The sequence below is a fragment of the Streptomyces sp. NPDC028308 genome (genome assembly GCF_055565855.1).
In genome coordinates this window covers 51,991-70,215 of record NZ_JBVHTO010000021.1, presented here as the reverse complement: position 1 = coordinate 70,215, position 18,225 = coordinate 51,991, and the positions used below count along the sequence as shown (strand labels likewise).

The window sequence follows — 18,225 nt, the reverse complement described above, 5'->3', positions numbered from 1 at the left end:
CGCACATCTGCGGCGTTGTCGTCGGTCGCCGAAGCTCCGCTTCGACTCCCTCCTCCGCCTTGCAGCTGCACGCACCAGACCCCGCTCGGGCCGGCCGGGACGAACCGTCTGTCACGGCCGACCTGATCCAAACGACAGGCCCTAGGTCAGTCCTCCTCCGTCGCGCCCGTCGTCGCCGTAGCCGTCCCGCCCGCACCCGCCGGACGCCATCCCCGCGCGCGGGCCCGGGGAACGGCGTACGCGGCCCACAGCAGGGCCAGGACACCGCCGGTGCCGACGAGGACGAAGAGCGTGGCGCGGTCCGTGGCGCGGTCGGCGGACGAGGTGTCGCGGACACTCACGGGAACCGCGGTCCGCCCGGTGCCCGCCGATCTGCCGGTGTCGCCGAGGACCGTGGTGACGGCCGCGTAGGGGTCGAGCTGGGGGATGTCGGCGGGATAGGCGGTCGCGGTCAGGCGGCGTGCCACGGCGGCCGGCGAGTCGCCGGGGCGGGCGGCACGCACCGCGGCGGCCGCCCCTGCGGCGTAGGCCGTGGCGACCGAGGCACCGGCGCCGAGGTAGTGGCCGTCACCGCGCGGACCGCCGGAGACGACCCCGGCGCCCGGTGCGGCCAGGTCGATCCCGCTGGTGGGCAGCGCCTTCTCCGGGCGCCCGCCGCCGGGAAGCATGTTGGCGACCGACAGGACGCCGGGCTCGCCGGCCGGCCAGTAGGTGCGGGCCGGGATGTCGTCGGTGCCGCCGCGCGGCGGGTCCGGGGTGGCCGCGGCGACCACCACCGCGCCCTTCTCACGGGCCTCGGCGACCGCCCGGCTCAACTCCGCGTCACGGCGCGGCAGTGCCACCGCGACCGCGATCACCCCGGCTCCCGCCTCGGTCGCCTCGCGCACCGCCGCCGTGACCAGGCCGGCGCTCGCCCGGCCGCGTGTGTCGGTACCGCGCAGGGCGAGGATCCTCGCTCTCGGGGCGACCCCGGTCAGCGGCGCGGCGCCCTCGCCGGTGCCCGCGATCAGCCCGGCCAGGAAGGTGCCGTGTCCGACACAGTCCTCGGCCGCGGTGCCCGGGGCGGTGACGCGGCCTTCGAGTCCGGCGGCGTCGGGATCGACGCCGGTGTCGATGAGGGCGACGGTCACACCGGCGCCGGTGCTGTATCCGTGCAGCCGGTCCAGGTCGAGGCGCTGGCGGGACCAGTCCTGCTTCTCCGCCTTCTCGCGGGAGGCGGGTGTGCAGTTCGCGGCCTCGGAGTCGGCGGCGAGCGCGGAGGGCATGCCGGGTAGCTCCTGGCCCTTCTTCCCGTCGGCCGACGGCGGCCGGGACGGGGGCGCCGCCAGGGCGGGACCGGCCGCGGGCAGCACCAGCGCGGCGGCGAGGCCCGTGCAGGACAGCAGGCGGGCGACCCCGCGGGTGGACGTTCTCACCGGGGGGCCGCCTTCGGTGCCGCGGACACGATGTCCTCGGGGAGCAGGATGCGCAGGTCGTCGAGGGTGGGCGCGGACAGTGAACTGAGCCGCCCCGCCTGGCGGGTGACCATCGACTCGACCACCTGGCGGGCCAGCCGGGCGTTGCCGAAGGAGCGGTCCCGGGGCAGCGAGTCGAAGTACTCCTTGAGCAGCGGGCCGGTGCCGGGTCCGCACTCGTACCCCATGGCCGCCGCCTGGGAGCGCACGATGGTGACGAGTTCCTCGGAGGAGTAGTCGGCGAAGCCGATCCGGCGCGGGAAGCGGGAGGACAGGCCGGGGTTGGAGGCGAGGAAGCGCTCCATCTCGTCGGTGTATCCGGCGACGATGACGACCACCTCGTCGCGGTGGTCCTCCATCAGCTTCAGCAGGGTGTCCACCGCCTCCTGGCCGAAGTCGGCGCCACCGCCGCGCGGGGTGAGGGTGTACGCCTCGTCGATGAACAGCACGCCGCCACGGGCCCGTTCGAAGACCTCGCGGGTGAGCTGGGCGGTGTGGCCGATGTAGCGGCCGACCAGGTCGGCGCGGGCCGCCTCGACCAGCTGCCCCCGGTCCAGGATGCCGAGCTGGCTCAGGATCTCCCCGTACAGCCGCGCGACGGTGGTCTTGCCGGTGCCGGGCGGCCCGGTGAAGACCAGGTGGTTGCTGAGCGAGGGCACCGGCAGCCCCGCCGCGGCGCGGTGGCGGGCGGTGGTGATGAGGTTGACCAGGTCCGCGACCTCGCGCTTCACCTCGGCCAGGCCGATCATGTCGCCGAGGCGGGTCAGCGGGTCGTCGGCCGGGGCGGTGGTCCGGGTCGCCTGTGCGGCGGCGGTGGCGGAGACGTCCTCCGGCAGCAGCAGCCGCAGATCGTGCTCGCCGACCTGTGGCAGCGAGGCGAGCCGGACCGCCTGCCTGTCCACCATCTCCTCGAACACCCCGCGCGCGGCACGGCCGTTGCCGAACCCGCTGTCGCGCGGCATGGCCTCGAAGTGCGCGGCGAGCGCGGCCGCGGTGCCCTCGCCCAGCTCGTACTGGTGCTGGGCGCACATGTTCTCCATGATCGCGACCAGTTCGGGCACCGAGTAGTTCTCGAACTCCACGGTCCGCGAGAAGCGGGAGGCCAGACCGGGGTTGGAGCCCAGGAACGACTCCATCTCACGGGAGTACCCGGCCGCGACCACCACCACGTCGTCGCGGTGGTCCTCCATCAGCTTCAGCAGGGTGTCCACCGCCTCGCGGCCGAAGTCGGCGCCGCCGTTGCCGCTGTCCGAGGCGAGGGTGTACGCCTCGTCGATGAACAACACACCGCCGAGCGCCCGTTGGAAGGTCTCGGTGGTCTTGATGGCGGTGCCGCCGACGACCTGCGCGACGAGGTCGGCGCGGGAGACCTCGACCAGGTGTCCGCTGCGCAGCGAGCCGAGTCCGGCGAGGATCGCCCCGTACAGGCGGGCCACCGTGGTCTTTCCGGTGCCGGGCGGACCGGCGAAGATCAGGTGCCGGCTCATCGGCGGTGCGGACATGCCGAGTTGTTCGCGGCGCTGGGCGAGCTGGGTCAGGTTGACCAGGGTGCGCACCTGCTGCTTGACGTTCTCCAGGCCGATCAGCGCGTTGAGGGCGCCGAGCGGGCCGTCCGCGCGGTCGGGCGGGGGCGCGTCCGCGGCGCCGGAGCCGGCCGGGTCGGTGTTCTCGGCGCTGCCGGAGCCCCAGGCGTCGCGCTTGCCGTTGCCGGTGCTGTTCAGGCCGTCCACGGCCAGCCGTTCGCCGGGGGCGGTCTGCACCAGGCCCCCGCCCTCGTTCTCCCGGGCGAGGCAGTTCACCAGGGAGACCGGCGCGGTGGACTCCACGCGGAAGCCGTCCTGGGCGCCGCCGGAGACCTCGCAGCCGCTGAGGGAGGCGAGCGCGCCCTCACGGAGCAGGAAGCCGTGCCCCCTCGCGGCGTGCACGGAGGTGCGGTTGGCGGTCAGTTCACCGCCCGCGGCGACGACCACGCCCTCCTCGCCGGATATCTCGACGCGGAAGTCGCGCACGGTGACGTTGCCGCCGTCCTCCACGACCAGCCCGCTGGTGGCCGTGTCCGAGACACCGCCGCCGGCCAGGTAGAGCGTGCTGCCGGAGGCCGCGCGGACGCCGGCGCCCTTCGGCCGGACGACCTCGCAGTCCTCGATCCGGCCGCGGGCGTCCTTGGCGGCCGAGATGCCGTCACCGGCGGGTTCGACCAGACGGGCCCGGCGCAGCAGCGGGTTGGCGCCGCCGCGCACCGCGACGGCGGGCGAGCCGCCGATCACTTCGAGGCGGTCCAGTTCCGCCGCCGAGTCCTCTTCCAGGAGGAGCCCGGTCTGCTCGCAGTCGCGGACCGTCAGGCCGGTGAGGGCCGGGGAGGCGGCCCCGGCGACCCGCAGCGCCGCCCCCTGCGCGCCGTCCACCCAACAGTCCTCGAAGGTGCCGCGCGCCCGGTCGGTGACCAGTACCCCGTGCCCGCGGGTGCGCGAGACGCGGCAGCGGCGCAGCACCGGGTCGGTGCCCCGGGCCAGCGTGATGCCGTTCCCGGACGCGCCGGTGACGCGGACGTCCTCCAGCGTCGTACGGCCCGTGCTGCTCAGGTGCACGCCGGTGCTGGTGTCGTGCACCACGGTGCGGACCACCGAGAGGGAGCAGTTCCCCTCCAGGGCGATGGACGGCTTGTCGGTGGAGGAGATGTCGCAGTCCTCGACCGTGCCGCGGGCGTCGTCGTTGGCGAGCAGCCCGTTGCCGCGGGCGTCGCGCACGGTGCAGCCCCGGATGCGGGCCTCGCCCTGCTCCGCGAGGACCAGGCCGCTGGTGCCCAGGTGCTCGAAGGTGCAGGACTCCACGGTGGTGGGCGTGGTCGAGGTGACGACGATGCCGGCGCCCTGCGCGTTGCTGACCCGGCACTCCCGCAGCGCGAGGGAGCCCGTTCCGCCGGCCAGCATCGCGGTCCAGGCGGCTCCGACGATCTCGCAGCCGTCGAGCGCGGCCTGTCCGCGCCGCACGTCCACGGCGGGCAGTTCGGCGTCGCCGCCGCGCAGCGTCAGCTCGGAGAGCATCACGGCGTCGGCGCGCAGCGCGATGACGCTGCCCGAGCGCGGCCGGATCTCGACCGTTCCCCGCCCTTCGGCGGCGGTGAGGGTGACCCTGGTGTTGATCACCAGGTTCTCCGCGTACGTGCCGGGCCGGACGCTGATGAGTGCGCCGGTCCGGGCAGCCGCGAGTGCCTCACCGATGGTCCGGTAGCGGTCCCGGTCTCCCGGGCCGACCGACAGTACCTGGCGCGACACGCACCAACCTCCTTGCCACGGGGGCGTCTTCAGTGAACGTCCCCCTCTTCGGGGGCGTGTGCCGGCGAGCCGACGGTGCCATCATGCCCCGCCCGCGGGACGGACGGACATCGGGAGTGCGCTCCCGCCGGACGGGCGCGCGGTCAGACGCTCCACTTCTGGTTGTCGGTCCCGGCGCAGCTCCACAGCTGCAGTTGGGCCCCGTTCCCCCTGTTGTTGTCCCTGATGTCGACGCACTTGCCTACGACGGTGTTGACCAGGTCGTGGCTGGCGTTGAGTACGAACTTCTGAGCGTTGTTGTCGCTGCACCAGGCGATCTGGATGGGCGTGCCGTCGTTGTAGTTCGCGCCGGCCACGTCCAGGCAGAGGCCGCCCTTGGTGCGGACGGTGCCGTCGGACGCGAACCGCCATTTCTGCGCGTCGCTGCCGTTGCAGTCCCACACGACCAGCTGCTTGCCGTCCGAGAAGTCACTGCCCGGTACGTCTATGCAGCGTCCCGAGAGGTGGCTGCGCAGGGTGACGGGAGCGCCGAGGGTGACACCCGAACCGGCCTTCGCGGGCTGGTCCTTGCCGCTGTCGGCGCTCGTCCCGCCGTCCCGCTTCTTCGGCTGTTCCTTGTCGCCGGTGTCCTTCGAGCCGCCGCGCTCCGGAGCCTTGGCGGCGGGGGACGCGGAACTCCCCTTCTTCGGCTTCTTCTTGTCGCCGGAGTCCTTCGCGTCGGCGTCCGGGGACCGGGTGCCGGGGGTGGCGGCGGCGAACTCGCCCGGTGCCTCCTGGGCGTCGCCGCCGAGGACGGTTCCCGCCGACGCGGGTCCCTTGCGGTCCTTGTCGTCGTTTCCGCCGAGCATCAGCAGGGGCGCCGACACGAGCAGCGCGCCCGCGACGGCCGCTCCGGCCAGTACCGCCCTGCCCGGCCGTCCCACGGGCCGGGCCTCCTGCTGCGGCCGGTCGATCGCGGTCGCGGTCATCGTCCGTACGAGCGCGGGCAGCCGGCTCTTGGCCGCCGCGGCGGCGCCGGGGTCGCTCTCGGCGTCGGGCTCCGCGGTCCGGTCCGGGGCGGTCGTCCCCTCGGCCTCAGCGTTCTCCGTACGGGCGTCGGGGTCCGCCTCGGCCGTCGTGGGCTCTGAAGCGGCCCCGGATTCGGCGGAGTTCGCGCTGGACGTGCCCTTGCCTTCGGCTGCCGCGGCCGTCGTCCCGGCCGGCTCGCCGCCGGGCTCGGAGGCGGCCCCGGCTTCTCCGGTCCGCGTGGTGGCCGTGCCGCGTTCGGTGGAGGCCGCGACGGCGGTCTCCACCGGGTCCGTGCCGGGTTCGGGGGCGTCGGCGGCGACCGTGGTCACGGCCGTCTCCTCGCCGTCCGCTCCGGACGCGGCACTCGGGGAGGTGGGGGGTTGCTGTGCCGGACGTGTCACGTGGTGGTCCTCCCTGTGGCGTGGGGCCAGGGTCGAGCGGAGTCGTCGTCGACGGGTAAGGCGCTGGGGCCGTCGGCGCCGGACGGGCGGCCGTCCGCGTCGACGACGGCGCCGGTTGCGGGTGCTGCCTCGGTGCCCGGCACACGTACGGGATCGAGAAGGCTGTCCGCCGGTACGAGCAGGGGTGCCGCGGCCCCGGGGTTGGCGAGCAGACGGGTGCCGGAACCGTTCAGTGAACGGGCCAGGTCCCTGGCGGGCAGGGTGCCGTGCCGAAGTGCCGGGGACATGAACGCGTGGACCGGTGAGGTGAACAACAGCACCACCGGCGTACCGTCCTGGCCTGCGGCCGTGAGCGGGCGGCCGTCCGCCCCGCTCACCACGCTGACCTCTGCGTCCGCGAGCGCCGCGATCGCCTCGTCCACGGTCCCGTAGCCGGTGGCGGCGCGCTGGGCCGCCGCGTCCACGGGGTCGGAGGGTTCGGGCCAGCCGAGGACGCGGGCCGAGGGCCGGTAGGCGGGGTTGGCCCGGTAGTCGCCTACTCCGCCGCTCTCGTCCGACTGCCACTCCCCCAGCACGGCCCACTCCGGCGGGGTCCGCTCCTCGGTCCACTCCGGGTCGACCACGCCGATCCAGTGTCCCGGGGCCCGGCGGGCGGCGTCGCGCACGGCCTCGGGTATCTCGGGCGCGTCGGTGCTCTCGCCGGTCTCGGGGGCGGCGGCCACGGGCGACTCGGGGGCGGTGGGGCCGGCCTCGTCGGGCACCGCGGACGGGGCGTCATGCCTGCCCTCTTGCCGTTCTCCGGGCCGCATCTTCACCTGAACTCTTCGGTCCGTACGGGTTCCTGGGTGCCGCACCGGATGCGCGCACGCCGACACTGATCAGATCGGGGAGCCAACAGGATGCCACACACGCCCCTTCCGTGTGCGCCGAGGACGGGCCCGTATGGGGTCTCTCACGTGCCCGTTCTCTGCCCGTTCGGAGAACTTTCCGGGAGCAGTGAGGCGTGGCGGGACAAAGCGGCGTGGCGTACGGGACGGCCGGTGCTGCTGTCGCTCTTGTGACGGGCTAAGTTGGATACGCCATCGGGCCCGTCGAACGTACGACTGCCTTCCGCCCGGGCGTCCAAGCCAGGGGCGCACGAGGGGACTTCGCGGTTCGCTGGGCCTCGGACCGGCCGCGGCCGCCACCGTGGACGGACAGGCGGGCCCGGCGCACCGCACCGGGCCGAACTGGCGCATCTCGACGAGCACTTGACCAACGCCCGCCGAGCCGACCGGTGTTCACCGGCCCGCCCGCCGCGCGGGTCCGTGCCCCTCACCGACAGCTCCGCCACCGAGGAGGAGTACCGCATGTCCCCCACGCCCCAGACCCCCGGCGCGAACGCGGAGGCGGCCGCCGCCCGCGCGGCGGAGGCAGGGTCCACGCCCCCGTCTTCGCCTCCGTCCCCGGCGCCGGACGAGCAGGCCCCGAGCGTGGCCGCCGCCCCCGAGGCGGAGTCCGGAAGCAGCCCGGAGACCGAGGAGACCGCCGCGGAGCCGGCGCCCCCGGCCGCCCCCGCACCGCAGGCTCCCCCGGCCGCCGCCGAGCCCGCCGAGGAGCCCGAGGAGGGCACCGCCACGGCGGTGGCCGTCGCGGCCACGCCTCCGAACGTCAAGTCCGAGACGGGCGTCGGCACCGGGCGTCCCCGCAAGCCGGTCCTGGCGGGTGCCGCGATCGCCGGCGCCGTCCTGGTGGCCATACCCCTGCTGCTGGCCGGCAGCGCGGACGACGAGCGTCCCGGCTCGGCCAAGGGGCTGGCCGCGGGCTCCGACACGGTCCTGAACGCCAGCTCGGCCCCCGCCGCGCTCGACGACTACGTGGCCGAGAAGCCCAGCGTGTCGCCGGGCAGGAAGAAGCCGAAGAAGAGCGAGGCCCCCAAGGTCGCCGTCGCCCCGCCCGCGCCCGCGCCCTCGCCGTCGCCGAAGCCGAGCAAGTCGCCCGAGAAGAAGCCGAAGGCCGAGACCAAGCCCAAGGCGGACCCGAAGCCGAACTGGGGCACCAAGACCGTCTACGCGACCAGCGTCCTGCGGGTCGGGCAGTCCTGGTCCACCAACCGCATCCGCATGATCATGCAGACCGACGGCAACCTCGTCGTCTACAACGAGCACGACAAGGCCATCTGGGCGTCCATGACGTTCGGGCCCGACCACCGGGCGATCTTCCAGCAGGACGGCAACCTCGTCATCCACAACGCCGACGACCGTCCCATCTGGGCCTCCCGCAGCCACGGCCACGAGAACGCCCAGCTCGTCCTGCGCGCGGACGGCAAGGTGGTCGTCCTGCACAACGGCGGGGTGGTCTGGTCGACCTGACGCGACGGCGGTCCGGTTGCCGGACCCCGGCCCGCACACCGTGCGGCCCGGGAGAGGGCAACTGGACGAGCCCACCGCCGTTTGCGAACCTCGGACTCCACACCAGGGCCCGAGAAGGCCGCCGCCTGAACGCGTCACGCGGCGGCGAGGAGAACCTTTGAAGATCCGACGCCGCACCCACCTCGTCGACGGCTCTGGTGACCGCCGTCCTCCTCGCCTCCCGCACCGGCCCGGACGGGGGCGACCGCCTCGCGGCCGAGGGGCGTGACTGGCACTGGGACGAGCAGGCCGGCGCGGCCGAGGCCTCCGCGTTCATGCGTGTCGCGGTACCCGAGGACGCCACCGGGACCAAAGGCGCCGTCCAGATCAATCCGCAGGAAGACGTCTACCTGCTCACCTTCGTCAACAGCGTGAAGAACGCCGAGCGCGTCGCGGGCGACCTGCGCTCCGAAGAGCCTCTGAAGTGAGGTCGAAGGACTTCGCCCCGCGGGGAGAGCGCTTCGGCCACCTCGGACTGGCCGAACCCCAGACACTCGACGGGCCCCGCTGGGCCGGGGTGTGCCCTCCGTGCGTCCAGGACGACCGCCGCGGAGACGTGCAGTGGATCGACATCTACGTCGAGACACTGAAGGGCGACCGGGCGCGGGTCCACCTCCAGGCGTTCTGAACCGCCGCCCTTCAACTCCTCGCACCCACACACCCGTTCCCGGGTCTCTTTGCTTCACCTCTTGACGTGTCTGGTTCAGACCTTTAGGTTCACCGATCACCAAGCCTCCACGAATGCGCTCGATGTTCACGTACGTGAACGCTCTCCCCCCACCATCAGCCACCTGTGAAGGGCCGTGATCCCTATGGCCGGACGTTCCCGCGCGCGCTCCACCGCGCTCCGTGTCACCCTCTCGACAGCAGCCCTGACCCTCTCGGCAGGCGCTCTCACCGTGTCGCCCGCGGCAGCCGCGACCGGCACCGTCACCGGGCTCGGCGGCAAGTGCCTCGACGTCGCCGGAGCAAGTTCCGCCAACGGCACCGCCGTTCAGATCTACGACTGCAACGGCACGACCGCCCAGCAGTGGACCGTGGGCTCCGACCAGACCATCCGGGCGCTGGGCAAGTGCCTCGACATCACCGGCAACTCCACGGCCAACGGCGCGAAGCTGCAACTGTGGGACTGCACGGGTGGCGCGAACCAGAAGTGGACGGTCACCGCGGCCCGCGACATCGTCAACCCGCAGGCCGACAAGTGCCTGGACGTCACCGGCAACACCTCGGCCAACGGCACTCCCGTGCAGCTCTGGACCTGCACGGGGGCCGCCAACCAGAAGTGGACCGCGCCCGCCGCGGGCGGTGGCGGCACGACCCCCTCCGCGCCGATGGCCGTCGCCCCGTACCTCTACAACGGCTGGGGCAGCCCGCCGAACCCGGCCACCGTCATGAACGCCACCGGCGTCAAGTGGTTCACGCTGGCCTTCGTCCTCAGCAACGGCTACTGCAACCCCCAGTGGGACGGCAGCCGCCCGCTCACGGGCGGCGTCGACCAGCAGACCGTCAACACCGTGCGCGCCAACGGCGGCGACGTCATCCCGTCCTTCGGCGGCTACAGCGGCAACAAGCTGGAGAGCTCCTGCTCCAGCGCCGGCGAACTCGCCGCCGCCTACCAGAAGGTCATCAACGCCTACGGGCTGAAGGCCATCGACATCGACCTGGAGGCCGACGCCTACAGCAACGGCACAGTGCAGCAGCGGACCGTGGACGCGCTGAAGACCGTCAAGACCAACAACCCCGGCATCAAGGTGTACATCACCATCGGCACCGACCAGAGCGGGCCCGACACCGGCCTGATCAAGCGGGCGGCCGCCTCCGGCCTGACCGTCGACAGCTGGACCATCATGCCGTTCGACTTCGGCGGCGCCGGCCAGAACATGGGGACGCTCACCCTGCGGGCGGCCGAGGGGCTCAAGTCGGCGCTCAAGAGCGCCTACGGCTACAGCGACGACCAGGCCTACCGCGGCATGGGCATCTCCTCCATGAACGGCATCACCGACGTCAACGAGACCGTCACCCCCGCCGACTTCCAGACCATCCTCGGCTACGCGCAGCAGCACCACCTGGCCCGCCTGACCTTCTGGTCCGCCAACCGCGACCGGCCGTGCCCCGGCGCCTACCCGAACGACGACACCTGCTCGGGCGTGGCCCAGACCCCCTGGCAGTTCACGAGCATCTTCGCCAAGTACACCGGCTGAGCCCTCGGTCCACGTCTCCCCACCCCCCACCTCCAGGAGTAGCCGTGCCCAGATCGAGGCGAGAACCCGGCCGCCGCCGGACACCCGGACTGCTCGGCGTGTTCGCCCTCGTGGCGGCCGCCGCGACCGGCGTGGCGCCGGCCGCACCGGCCCAGGCCGCCACCGCTGCCGCCGCCGCGGTGCCCACCGGCTGGGCCACCGTCGTCAACGCGGGCAGCGGCAAGTGCGTCGACGCGCGGTCCGCCGCCACCGCCGACGGCACCGTCGTCCAGCAGTACGCCTGCAACAGCACGCAGGCCCAGCAGTGGCAGTTCAAGGACACCTCCGGCGGATTCGCCCAGGTCGTCAACCGCTCGGCCGCCACGAAGGCCTGGGACGTGAAGGACGTCTCGACCGCGGACGGCGCGGGCGTGCAGCTGTGGACGTACGGCGGCGGCGACAACCAGCAGTGGCAGGCGGTGGCCGAGTCGGGCGGCACCTACCACTTCGTCAACCGCAAGAGCGGCAAGTGCCTCGACGTGCCGAGCGCGTCGACCGCGGACAGCGTGCAGCTCCAGCAGTACACCTGCAACGGCAGCCAGGCCCAGTCCTTCTACGTGAACCCGGTCGACGCGCCCCAGCCGCCCGGCACCCCCGACCTCGGGCCGAACGTCACGGTCTTCGACCCGTCGACCCCGGCCGCCACCGTCCAGAACGCCCTCGACGCCGCCTTCGCGCAACAGGAGACCAACCAGTTCGGCACCGCCCGCAAGGCGTTCCTCTTCAAGCCCGGCACCTACGACGCCGACGCGAACGTCGGCTTCTACACGCAGGTCGCCGGTCTCGGGCTGTCCCCCGACGACGTCACCATCCGCGGCGCCGTGCACGCCGAGGCGGACTGGTTCCAGGGCAACGCCACCCAGAACTTCTGGCGGTCGGCGGAGAACCTGTCGGTGACCCCGGCCTCCGGAACCGACCGCTGGGCGGTGTCACAGGCGGCGCCCTACCGGCGGATGCACCTGCGCGGCAACCTCCAGCTGGACGACGGCGGCTGGTCCAGCGGCGGCTACATGGCCGACACCAAGGTCGACGGCCAGGTCAGGTCGGGCTCGCAGCAGCAGTGGCTGTCCCGCAACACTGAATGGTCGAGCTGGACGGGCTCCAACTGGAACATGGTGTTCGTCGGCGCCAGGAACGCTCCCGCGAACAGCTTCCCCAGCCCGCCGTACACCACGGTCGACCAGAGCCCCGTCACCCGCGAGAAGCCGTTCCTGTACGTCGACCCGGCCGGCGCCTACAAGGTCTTCGTCCCGGCCGCGCGCACGAACACGAGCGGTACCACGTGGAGTTCGGGCACACCGGCGGGCACGTCCCTGCCCCTCTCGGACTTCTTCGTCGTCAAGCCCGGTGCCACGGCGGCGCAGATGAACGAGGCGCTCGCCGCGGGCAAGCACCTGCTGGTCACCCCGGGCGTCTACCACCTGAGCCAGACGCTCAAGGTGACCAAGGCCGACACCGTGGTCCTCGGACTCGGCCTCGCCACGCTCATCCCCGACAACGGCATCACCGCCATGACCGTCGCCGACGTGGACGGCGTCCAGCTCGCCGGGCTGCTGTTCGACGCCGGGACCACGAACTCCGCGCGGCTGATGGAGATGGGCCCGAGCGGCTCCTCGGCGGACCACGCGGCAGACCCCAGTTCCCTGCACGACGTGTTCTTCCGCGTCGGCGGCGCGGGCGTCGGCAAGGCGACCACGAGCCTGACGGTCAACAGCGACGACGTCATCGGCGACCACCTGTGGATCTGGCGTGCCGACCACGGCAGCGGCGTCGGCTGGACCAGCAACACGGCCGACACCGGACTCGTCGTCAACGGCGACGACGTCACCATGTACGGCCTGTTCGTGGAGCACTTCCAGAAGCACCAGACGCTCTGGAACGGCAACGGCGGCCGCACGTACTTCTACCAGAACGAGATGCCGTACGACCCGCCCGGTCAGGCCGCCTGGATGAACGGCTCGACCCAGGGCTACGCCGCCTACAAGGTGGCCGACTCCGTGACCAGCCACCAGGTGTACGGCTTCGGCAGCTACTGCTACTTCAACGTCGATCCGGCCGTCACGGCCGAGCACGCCATCGAGGCACCGAACACCGCTAACGTCCGCTTCAAGAACATGGTGACGGTGTCGTTGGGCGGCACGGGCACCATCCGGCACGTCGTCAACGACCGGGGCGGACCCTCCAACTCCGCCACCAACGTGGCCAACCTGGTGAGTTACCCGTGAGCCGCACCGAAGGGACCGATTCCCCGATGCACGTGACCAGATCCGCACCGGCCCGCGCCGCCCTGCGCGTGCTCCTCCTGCTGGCCACCCTCCTCGGCCCGGCGGTGACACCCGCCCACGCGGCCCCCGCGGCGACCCCCTTCAAGGTGCTGGCGCTCTACAGCGGCACCTACGACGCGGCGCACATCGACTTCGTCAAGGAGGCGAACGACTGGTTCCCCCGCCAGGCCGCCGCGAACGGATTCACCTACACGCCCAGCAACAACTGGGACCTGCTGAGCAACGGCGGCGTGAACGCCTACCAGGTCGTCCTGTTCCTCGACGACGCGCCGCAGACCGCGGCCCAGCGGGCCGGCTTCGAGCAGTACATGCGGGGCGGCGGCGCCTGGATGGGCTTCCACGTGGCCGCCTTCACGACCGACGCCGCCGCCTGGCCCTGGTACCACAACCAGTTCCTCGGCAGCGGAAATTTCAGCACCAACACCTGGGGACCGACCAGCGCGAAACTCAAGGTCGAGAACAGCACCCACGCCGCCACCAGGAACCTGCCGGCCACCTTCACCTCGTCGGTCAGCGAGTGGTACAGCTGGACCAAGGACCTGCGGCAGAACCCGGACATCAAGATCCTGGCCTCCGTCGACCCCAGCAGCTTCCCCCTGGGCACCGACCCCGACCAGTCCTGGTACAGCGGCTACTACCCGATCCTGTGGACCAACACCCAGTACCGGATGCTGTACGCGAACTTCGGCCACAACGCGATGAACTACTCGACCAACACGCGTCTGTCGTCGACGTTCGCGAGCGAGACCCAGAACCGGTTCCTGCTGGACGGCCTGAAGTGGCTCGGCGGCGCCGACCCGACGACACCCCCGGCGGACGGCATCTCCGAGACCACCTGGTACTCCCTGACGAACCAGGCCAACGGCACCTGCGTGGACACCCGTTCCGCCGCCACGGCGAACGGCACCGCCGTCCAGCAGTACACCTGCAACGGCACGCAGGCCCAGCAGTTCCAGTTCCGTGCCACGGACAGCGGCTACACGCGGATCGCCGTCCGGGGCAACCCGCAGCAGGTGATCGACGTGGTCGACCGCTCCACGGCCGACAACGCGCCGCTCCAGCTGTGGAGTTACTCCAGCGGGACGAACCAGCAGTGGCGGCCGGTGAAGGAGAGCAGCGGGCGGTACCACTTCGTCGCCCGGCACAGCGGCAAGTGCCTGAGCGCGGCCTCGACCGCGACGAACAGCGTCCAGCTCACCCAGCGGACGTGTGACGACTCCTCGGTGCAGAGCTTCGCCCTGACCGCGCAGCCCTGACCGATCAGGCCCGGTGCCCCCGCCGCCGTGCGACGGGGGCACCGGTGCGTCCAGGCCGGCTGTGGTGACGTAACGTCAGCAACTTTCCGTCAGACCGGAGTTGACGGAGGACGGTGCTTCAGACGCCGAACGGCCGGCCCCCGATGAGCGGGAGCCGGCCGTGTGCCGCTGTTCGTGTCAGGCCCTCAGACCCTGCGCCAGCGGGCCATCGCGAAGGAGAACACCCCGAACAGGACGAGACCCGCGGCGACGCACGCCAGCAGCCAGGGCCCGACGGGGGTCTCGGCGAACGACCTCAGCGTGTCGTCCAGCCCCTTGGCCTTGTCGGGCTCGTAGGCGACCGCCGCCCGCACCGCGAAGACACCGGCGACGGCGAACACCACACCGCGCGTCGCTCCGCCGCCCACACCCGAGACGTCGACCACCCGGCGCGTCGTCCGCGACATCTCACCGAGCTTCATGTGCTTGTGGTACTTGCGCATCACCGCCCGGACAGCGATCCACACGCCGGCACAGACGATGCCGACACCGCCCGCGCCCACGATCCACTGGCCGCCGGGCATCTCCAGCACCCGGGCCGTCACGTCCCGGGACTGCTTGTCGCTGGACTTCCCGCCGCCCGAGCCCGCGGCGAAGGACAGCACCGAGTAGGCGACGAACGCGTAGAAGACGCAGCGCGCCGCCGACATGAGCCGCTTGCGCCAGGAGCGGCCGTTCTCACCGACCGCTCCGAAGACCGCCTCGGACAACCGCCACAGCGCCATGCCGACGAGGCCGGCGCCCAGGATCCACAGCAGCGCCGCCCCGAAGGGCTGCGCGGCGATCTCCTCCAGCGCACCACTGCGGTCCGCCTGCCGGTGCCCCTCGCCGAAGGCGATCTGCAGCGCCAGGACACCGACCAGCAGATAGATCACACCACGTGCGGCCAGTCCCGCCTTGGCGGCGGTCTCCGTCGCCGAACCGGTCGCCGCTCGCCGGACGCGGAATCGCCCTCCCCTTGCCACCGCGTCCGCGTTCATATGGCCTGGTCCCCGTTCGCCGCCTTGTTCTCCAGCCGCAGCTGGACCTCCACTTCCTGGTCACCGGCCTCTTCGCCCAGTACGTGCACGGTGAACGCCTCGCCGAGGGCCTCACGCAGGTGCTTGACCGCGAGAGGACCGCCCTGGACGTCCGCGGTCACCGGCGCCGAGAGCTGCGCGGGCGGCACGGGGGTGTCTCCGGACGAACCGGAGGTGTCGAAGGTACCGGTCCACATCGTGGGCCGCTTCCCCTCGGTCTCATGAGGCTTGTCCTCGGCACAGCGGTCCGAGGAGAAGCGGCTGCACAGTGCCGCGAACAGGCTCCCGGCGTCCGCCGCGGAGCAGTCGCTGAGCACCACCTGAACCTGCGATGCGGCCAGCGGACTCGTACTCATCGAAAAGCCTCTCCCTCTCGCCTGCGCACAGGCGCGTTCGTGCTGACACGGGTACCCCGAGGGTGGCGGTGAAACGGGTCGGCTGCCACCTGGTTGTGGCCGTACCCGCCCAGGTCAGCACAGACAGTGAGCTATGTTGAGTCCTCGTGGGACACGAAGGAGGCGGCCCGGTGCCATCGCCGCAGCAGGCACGCGCGCAGGCATCTGCGATCACCTCGGGCAGGACGGCACCTGAGGCGGGCGCGGCCCCGACCTCCCAGCTCAGGGAGCTGTTCGACGGCCCCCGGCTCTCGCCCGGGCAGCGGCGCATCGCCCAGTACCTGATCGAGCACATCACCGAGGCGGCCTTCCTGTCGATCACCGATCTCGCGGAGCGGGTGGGTGTCAGCCAGCCCTCGGTGACCCGTTTCGCCGCCGCGGTCGGCTTCAGCGGCTACCCGGCGTTGCGGGAGCGGCTCCAGGCGATCGCCCTCGCCACGCTCGGCAGCGCGCCGGCCACGCCCGCGGAGAACCGCAGCAACGAGCTCCAAGCGGCGGTGGACGCCGAGATCGAGAACCTGGAGAACCTGCGCCGCGACTTCGCCGACCCCGACCGGGTGATCGAGATCGGCCGTGCGCTGTCCCTCTCGACCCCGCTGACCGTGCTGGGCCTGCGGATCTCGGTGTCCCTGGCCGAGTACTTCGCGTACGCCGCTCGGCGCATCCACCCGGACGTGCGGCTGGTGACCCGGGGCGGCAGCGTCGCGTACGACGCCCTGCTCCAGTCGAGGGAGGCGGGCGGCACCTGGGTGCTGGCCTTCGCGATGCCCCGGCACGCCCAGGAGACGCTCACGGCGGTGCAGGTGGCGCGGCGGGCCGGGCTGCGGGTCGCGCTGGTCACCGACCTGGCGCTGGGGCCGCTGGCCGACGAGGCCGACGTCACCTTCGCCACCGGGACGGGCTCCCGGCTCGTCTTCGACTCCTACGCGGCGCCCGTGGTGATGTCCTCGGCGCTGCTCCAGGCCATGACCGACGCCGACCCGGAGCGGACCCAGGGCCGCCTGGAGGAGTACGAGCAGATCGCCGAGCAGCACCACTTCTTCCTGAAGGACTGACGACGCGGCACGGTGCGTGACGGTGTCATCACCGGACTATTCCTCCCATATCGCGCATGAATTTTTTCATGTCCTTGCGTATCCGGCGGTATATATAAATACTCCTTGCGGATCGTGACCCCAGAGGCCTCTGGGGTCACCTCCGACGATCACCCGGGGCCGTCCGCTCCTACCCAACGGGTTCCGGGTGCTCGGAACGGGACTCGTTCACGAGTGCCGTGGCGGCGGCCCCGGTCATCCCCTAGGTCGGGGCCGCCCCAGAACCCGCACTGAGCCGCCGACGTCCCCCGGAAGCGAAGAACATGGCCCTGACTTACTCGCCGATCAGTACGGACTGGCCGTGCCAGGTCAAGAACCCCGGCAGCTACGACTGGGAGAGGTCGGCCGCCAAGTGGCTGCGCGACCTGGTGCCGGCCCGCTACGCCAGCTACCCGGCGCTCATGCGCCATCCCGTGCTGCTCGCCCGCCACGCGCAGATCCAGGTGCAGCAGGAGATGCGGGTCGCGCGGACGGCGCTGCAGACCGCGCGCGCCGAACTCCCGGCCCTCGGCATCCCGGAGTCCGTCATCGAGCACACCATCAAGATGTACGCCGCCGAGGTCCGCCAGCTCCACCACATCGCCCGCAGCATCAGGGTCGTCAGCCAGGCCCTCGTCGACGGCGGTGCCGGCCGCCCGCACTGACGGCGCACCGCCCCGGAGGCGCGCCGGTGCATGACCGGCGCCACACGTGGCAGACGATGTCGACATGAGCACCCCTCACGGCGACCCCATCACGACCGTACTCACCTGGAAGGTCCGCCCGGGACACGAGGCCGAGTTCGAGGAGTGGACGCACGGCATCACGCGCTGCGCGAGAGAGTTCACCGGCAACGAGGGCGTCTCCTGGCTGCGCCCCGAGGACGGCCACCTCAGCCACGCCGTACTCCGCTTCGCCGACGCGCGGCGGCTCGGCGAGTGGCTGGACTCGCCCGAGCGCGCCAAGTGGCACGCGCGGATCGAGGGCGTCGCCACCGAGGTCAGCAGCGAGCGGCAGTCGACGACCGGGATGGAGACCTGGTTCAGTCTCCCGGGCACCGCGGTACGGGCACCCGCGCGCTGGAAGATGGCCCTCACGACGTTCCTGGGCGCCTATCCGTGCACCCTGCTGATCCAGTGGCTGGTGACGCCGTGGACGGCCGCCTGGCCCCTGCCGCTGCGGGCCGCCGTGTTCCCGCTCGTCCTGCTGCCCCTGCTCACCTACGTCATCATGCCCGGACTCAGCCGGCTGTTCCGGCTGTGGCTCTATCCCTCGCCCGACGCCTGATCAGCGGCAGGGCGGGTACGCGAGCCGTGGTAATTTCCCCGCGGCGGCGCGGCCGTGCCTGCCTCGGGCCGGATGTGAGCCGTACCCGGTCAGCAGGACGACG

15 protein-coding genes are annotated in these 18,225 nt (G+C 72.2%); 9 read left to right on the top strand and 6 right to left on the bottom strand.

Annotation, left to right across the window (positions count from 1 at the left end; all coding sequences use genetic code 11):
- Positions 1–146 precede the first annotated feature (146 nt).
- From ACZ4VA_RS37705 to ACZ4VA_RS37690, 4 genes are all read right to left on the bottom strand, one after another.
- Positions 147–1,415, bottom strand: coding sequence for a S8 family serine peptidase (locus ACZ4VA_RS37705; RefSeq protein ID WP_468084421.1), 1,269 nt, complete (start codon positions 1,413–1,415; stop codon positions 147–149).
- Positions 1,412–4,729 (bottom strand): right-handed parallel beta-helix repeat-containing protein, encoded by a 3,318-nt coding sequence (locus ACZ4VA_RS37700; protein ID WP_468084419.1) that lies wholly within the window; start codon positions 4,727–4,729, stop codon positions 1,412–1,414. Before ACZ4VA_RS37700 ends, ACZ4VA_RS37705 begins: the two co-directional genes overlap by 4 nt.
- 143 nt (positions 4,730–4,872) lie before the next feature.
- A complete protein-coding gene (locus tag ACZ4VA_RS37695; RefSeq protein ID WP_468084417.1) occupies positions 4,873–6,066 on the bottom strand; it encodes a ricin-type beta-trefoil lectin domain protein in 1,194 nt (397 codons plus the stop codon).
- 68 nt (positions 6,067–6,134) lie between these two features.
- Positions 6,135–6,947: a type VII secretion system-associated protein gene (locus tag ACZ4VA_RS37690; protein WP_388907144.1), complete on the bottom strand. Its 813-nt coding sequence runs from the start codon at positions 6,945–6,947 to the stop codon at positions 6,135–6,137.
- Between the two features lie 540 nt (positions 6,948–7,487).
- Between ACZ4VA_RS37690 and ACZ4VA_RS37685 the strand changes: the two genes are divergently transcribed.
- The 6 genes from ACZ4VA_RS37685 (at position 7,488) to ACZ4VA_RS37660 (ending at position 14,309) form a co-directional block, all read left to right on the top strand.
- Entirely contained in the window at positions 7,488–8,489 is a 1,002-nt protein-coding gene (locus ACZ4VA_RS37685) for a mannose-binding protein (RefSeq protein ID WP_452923482.1), read from the top strand.
- Between the two features lie 197 nt (positions 8,490–8,686).
- Positions 8,687–8,956 carry a hypothetical protein gene (locus tag ACZ4VA_RS37680; protein WP_356173927.1) on the top strand — a complete coding sequence of 90 codons (270 nt, stop codon included), beginning with the start codon at positions 8,687–8,689 and terminating at the stop codon, positions 8,954–8,956.
- Positions 8,953–9,156 (top strand): hypothetical protein, encoded by a 204-nt coding sequence (locus tag ACZ4VA_RS37675; RefSeq protein ID WP_356173925.1) that lies wholly within the window; start codon positions 8,953–8,955, stop codon positions 9,154–9,156. Before ACZ4VA_RS37680 ends, ACZ4VA_RS37675 begins: the two co-directional genes overlap by 4 nt.
- 184 nt (positions 9,157–9,340) lie before the next feature.
- Positions 9,341–10,729, top strand: coding sequence for a ricin-type beta-trefoil lectin domain protein (locus tag ACZ4VA_RS37670; RefSeq protein WP_355793765.1), 1,389 nt, complete (start codon positions 9,341–9,343; stop codon positions 10,727–10,729).
- 110 nt (positions 10,730–10,839) lie between these two features.
- Positions 10,840–12,993, top strand: a complete 2,154-nt coding sequence (locus tag ACZ4VA_RS37665) for an RICIN domain-containing protein (RefSeq protein ID WP_468084425.1) — start codon at positions 10,840–10,842, stop codon at positions 12,991–12,993.
- Positions 12,994–13,019: 26 nt separating this feature from the next.
- Positions 13,020–14,309, top strand: a complete 1,290-nt coding sequence (locus tag ACZ4VA_RS37660) for a ThuA domain-containing protein (protein ID WP_356239732.1) — start codon at positions 13,020–13,022, stop codon at positions 14,307–14,309.
- 185 nt (positions 14,310–14,494) lie between these two features.
- Here the strand turns inward: ACZ4VA_RS37660 and ACZ4VA_RS37655 are convergent, their stop codons facing one another.
- Together ACZ4VA_RS37655 and ACZ4VA_RS37650 are read right to left on the bottom strand one after the other, a co-directional pair.
- Positions 14,495–15,328, bottom strand: coding sequence for a DUF1206 domain-containing protein (locus ACZ4VA_RS37655; protein ID WP_355784889.1), 834 nt, complete (start codon positions 15,326–15,328; stop codon positions 14,495–14,497).
- Positions 15,325–15,723, bottom strand: a complete 399-nt coding sequence (locus tag ACZ4VA_RS37650; protein WP_355784887.1) for a hypothetical protein — start codon at positions 15,721–15,723, stop codon at positions 15,325–15,327. The genes ACZ4VA_RS37655 and ACZ4VA_RS37650 overlap by 4 nt, the downstream gene beginning before the upstream one ends.
- Before the next feature lie 170 nt (positions 15,724–15,893).
- Here ACZ4VA_RS37650 and ACZ4VA_RS37645 point away from each other — a divergent pair, with 170 nt between their 5' ends.
- The 3 genes from ACZ4VA_RS37645 (at position 15,894) to ACZ4VA_RS37635 (ending at position 18,122) form a co-directional block, all read left to right on the top strand.
- On the top strand, positions 15,894–16,817 hold the full coding sequence (locus tag ACZ4VA_RS37645) for a MurR/RpiR family transcriptional regulator (RefSeq protein WP_355784884.1): 924 nt from the start codon (positions 15,894–15,896) through the stop codon (positions 16,815–16,817).
- 302 nt (positions 16,818–17,119) lie between these two features.
- The gene (locus tag ACZ4VA_RS37640) at positions 17,120–17,500 is read left to right on the top strand and encodes a hypothetical protein (protein WP_355784882.1); all 381 of its coding nucleotides are present in this window, start codon (positions 17,120–17,122) and stop codon (positions 17,498–17,500) included.
- Positions 17,501–17,564: 64 nt separating this feature from the next.
- The gene (locus ACZ4VA_RS37635) at positions 17,565–18,122 is read left to right on the top strand and encodes an antibiotic biosynthesis monooxygenase (protein ID WP_468084412.1); all 558 of its coding nucleotides are present in this window, start codon (positions 17,565–17,567) and stop codon (positions 18,120–18,122) included.
- Positions 18,123–18,225: the final 103 nt, after the last annotated feature.

Excerpts from the sequence above, each read along its gene's own strand:
- ACZ4VA_RS37635 (WP_468084412.1), top strand. The coding sequence starts at position 17,565 with ATGAGCACCCCTCACGGCGACCCCATCACGACCGTACTCACCTGGAAG.
- ACZ4VA_RS37640 (WP_355784882.1), top strand. The coding sequence starts at position 17,120 with ATGGCCCTGACTTACTCGCCGATCAGTACGGACTGGCCGTGCCAGGTC.
- ACZ4VA_RS37650 (WP_355784887.1), bottom strand. The coding sequence starts at position 15,723 with ATGAGTACGAGTCCGCTGGCCGCATCGCAGGTTCAGGTGGTGCTCAGC.
- ACZ4VA_RS37685 (WP_452923482.1), top strand. The coding sequence starts at position 7,488 with ATGTCCCCCACGCCCCAGACCCCCGGCGCGAACGCGGAGGCGGCCGCC.
- ACZ4VA_RS37690 (WP_388907144.1), bottom strand. The coding sequence starts at position 6,947 with ATGCGGCCCGGAGAACGGCAAGAGGGCAGGCATGACGCCCCGTCCGCG.
- ACZ4VA_RS37655 (WP_355784889.1), bottom strand. The coding sequence starts at position 15,328 with ATGAACGCGGACGCGGTGGCAAGGGGAGGGCGATTCCGCGTCCGGCGA.
- ACZ4VA_RS37660 (WP_356239732.1), top strand. The coding sequence starts at position 13,020 with ATGCACGTGACCAGATCCGCACCGGCCCGCGCCGCCCTGCGCGTGCTC.
- ACZ4VA_RS37670 (WP_355793765.1), top strand. The coding sequence starts at position 9,341 with ATGGCCGGACGTTCCCGCGCGCGCTCCACCGCGCTCCGTGTCACCCTC.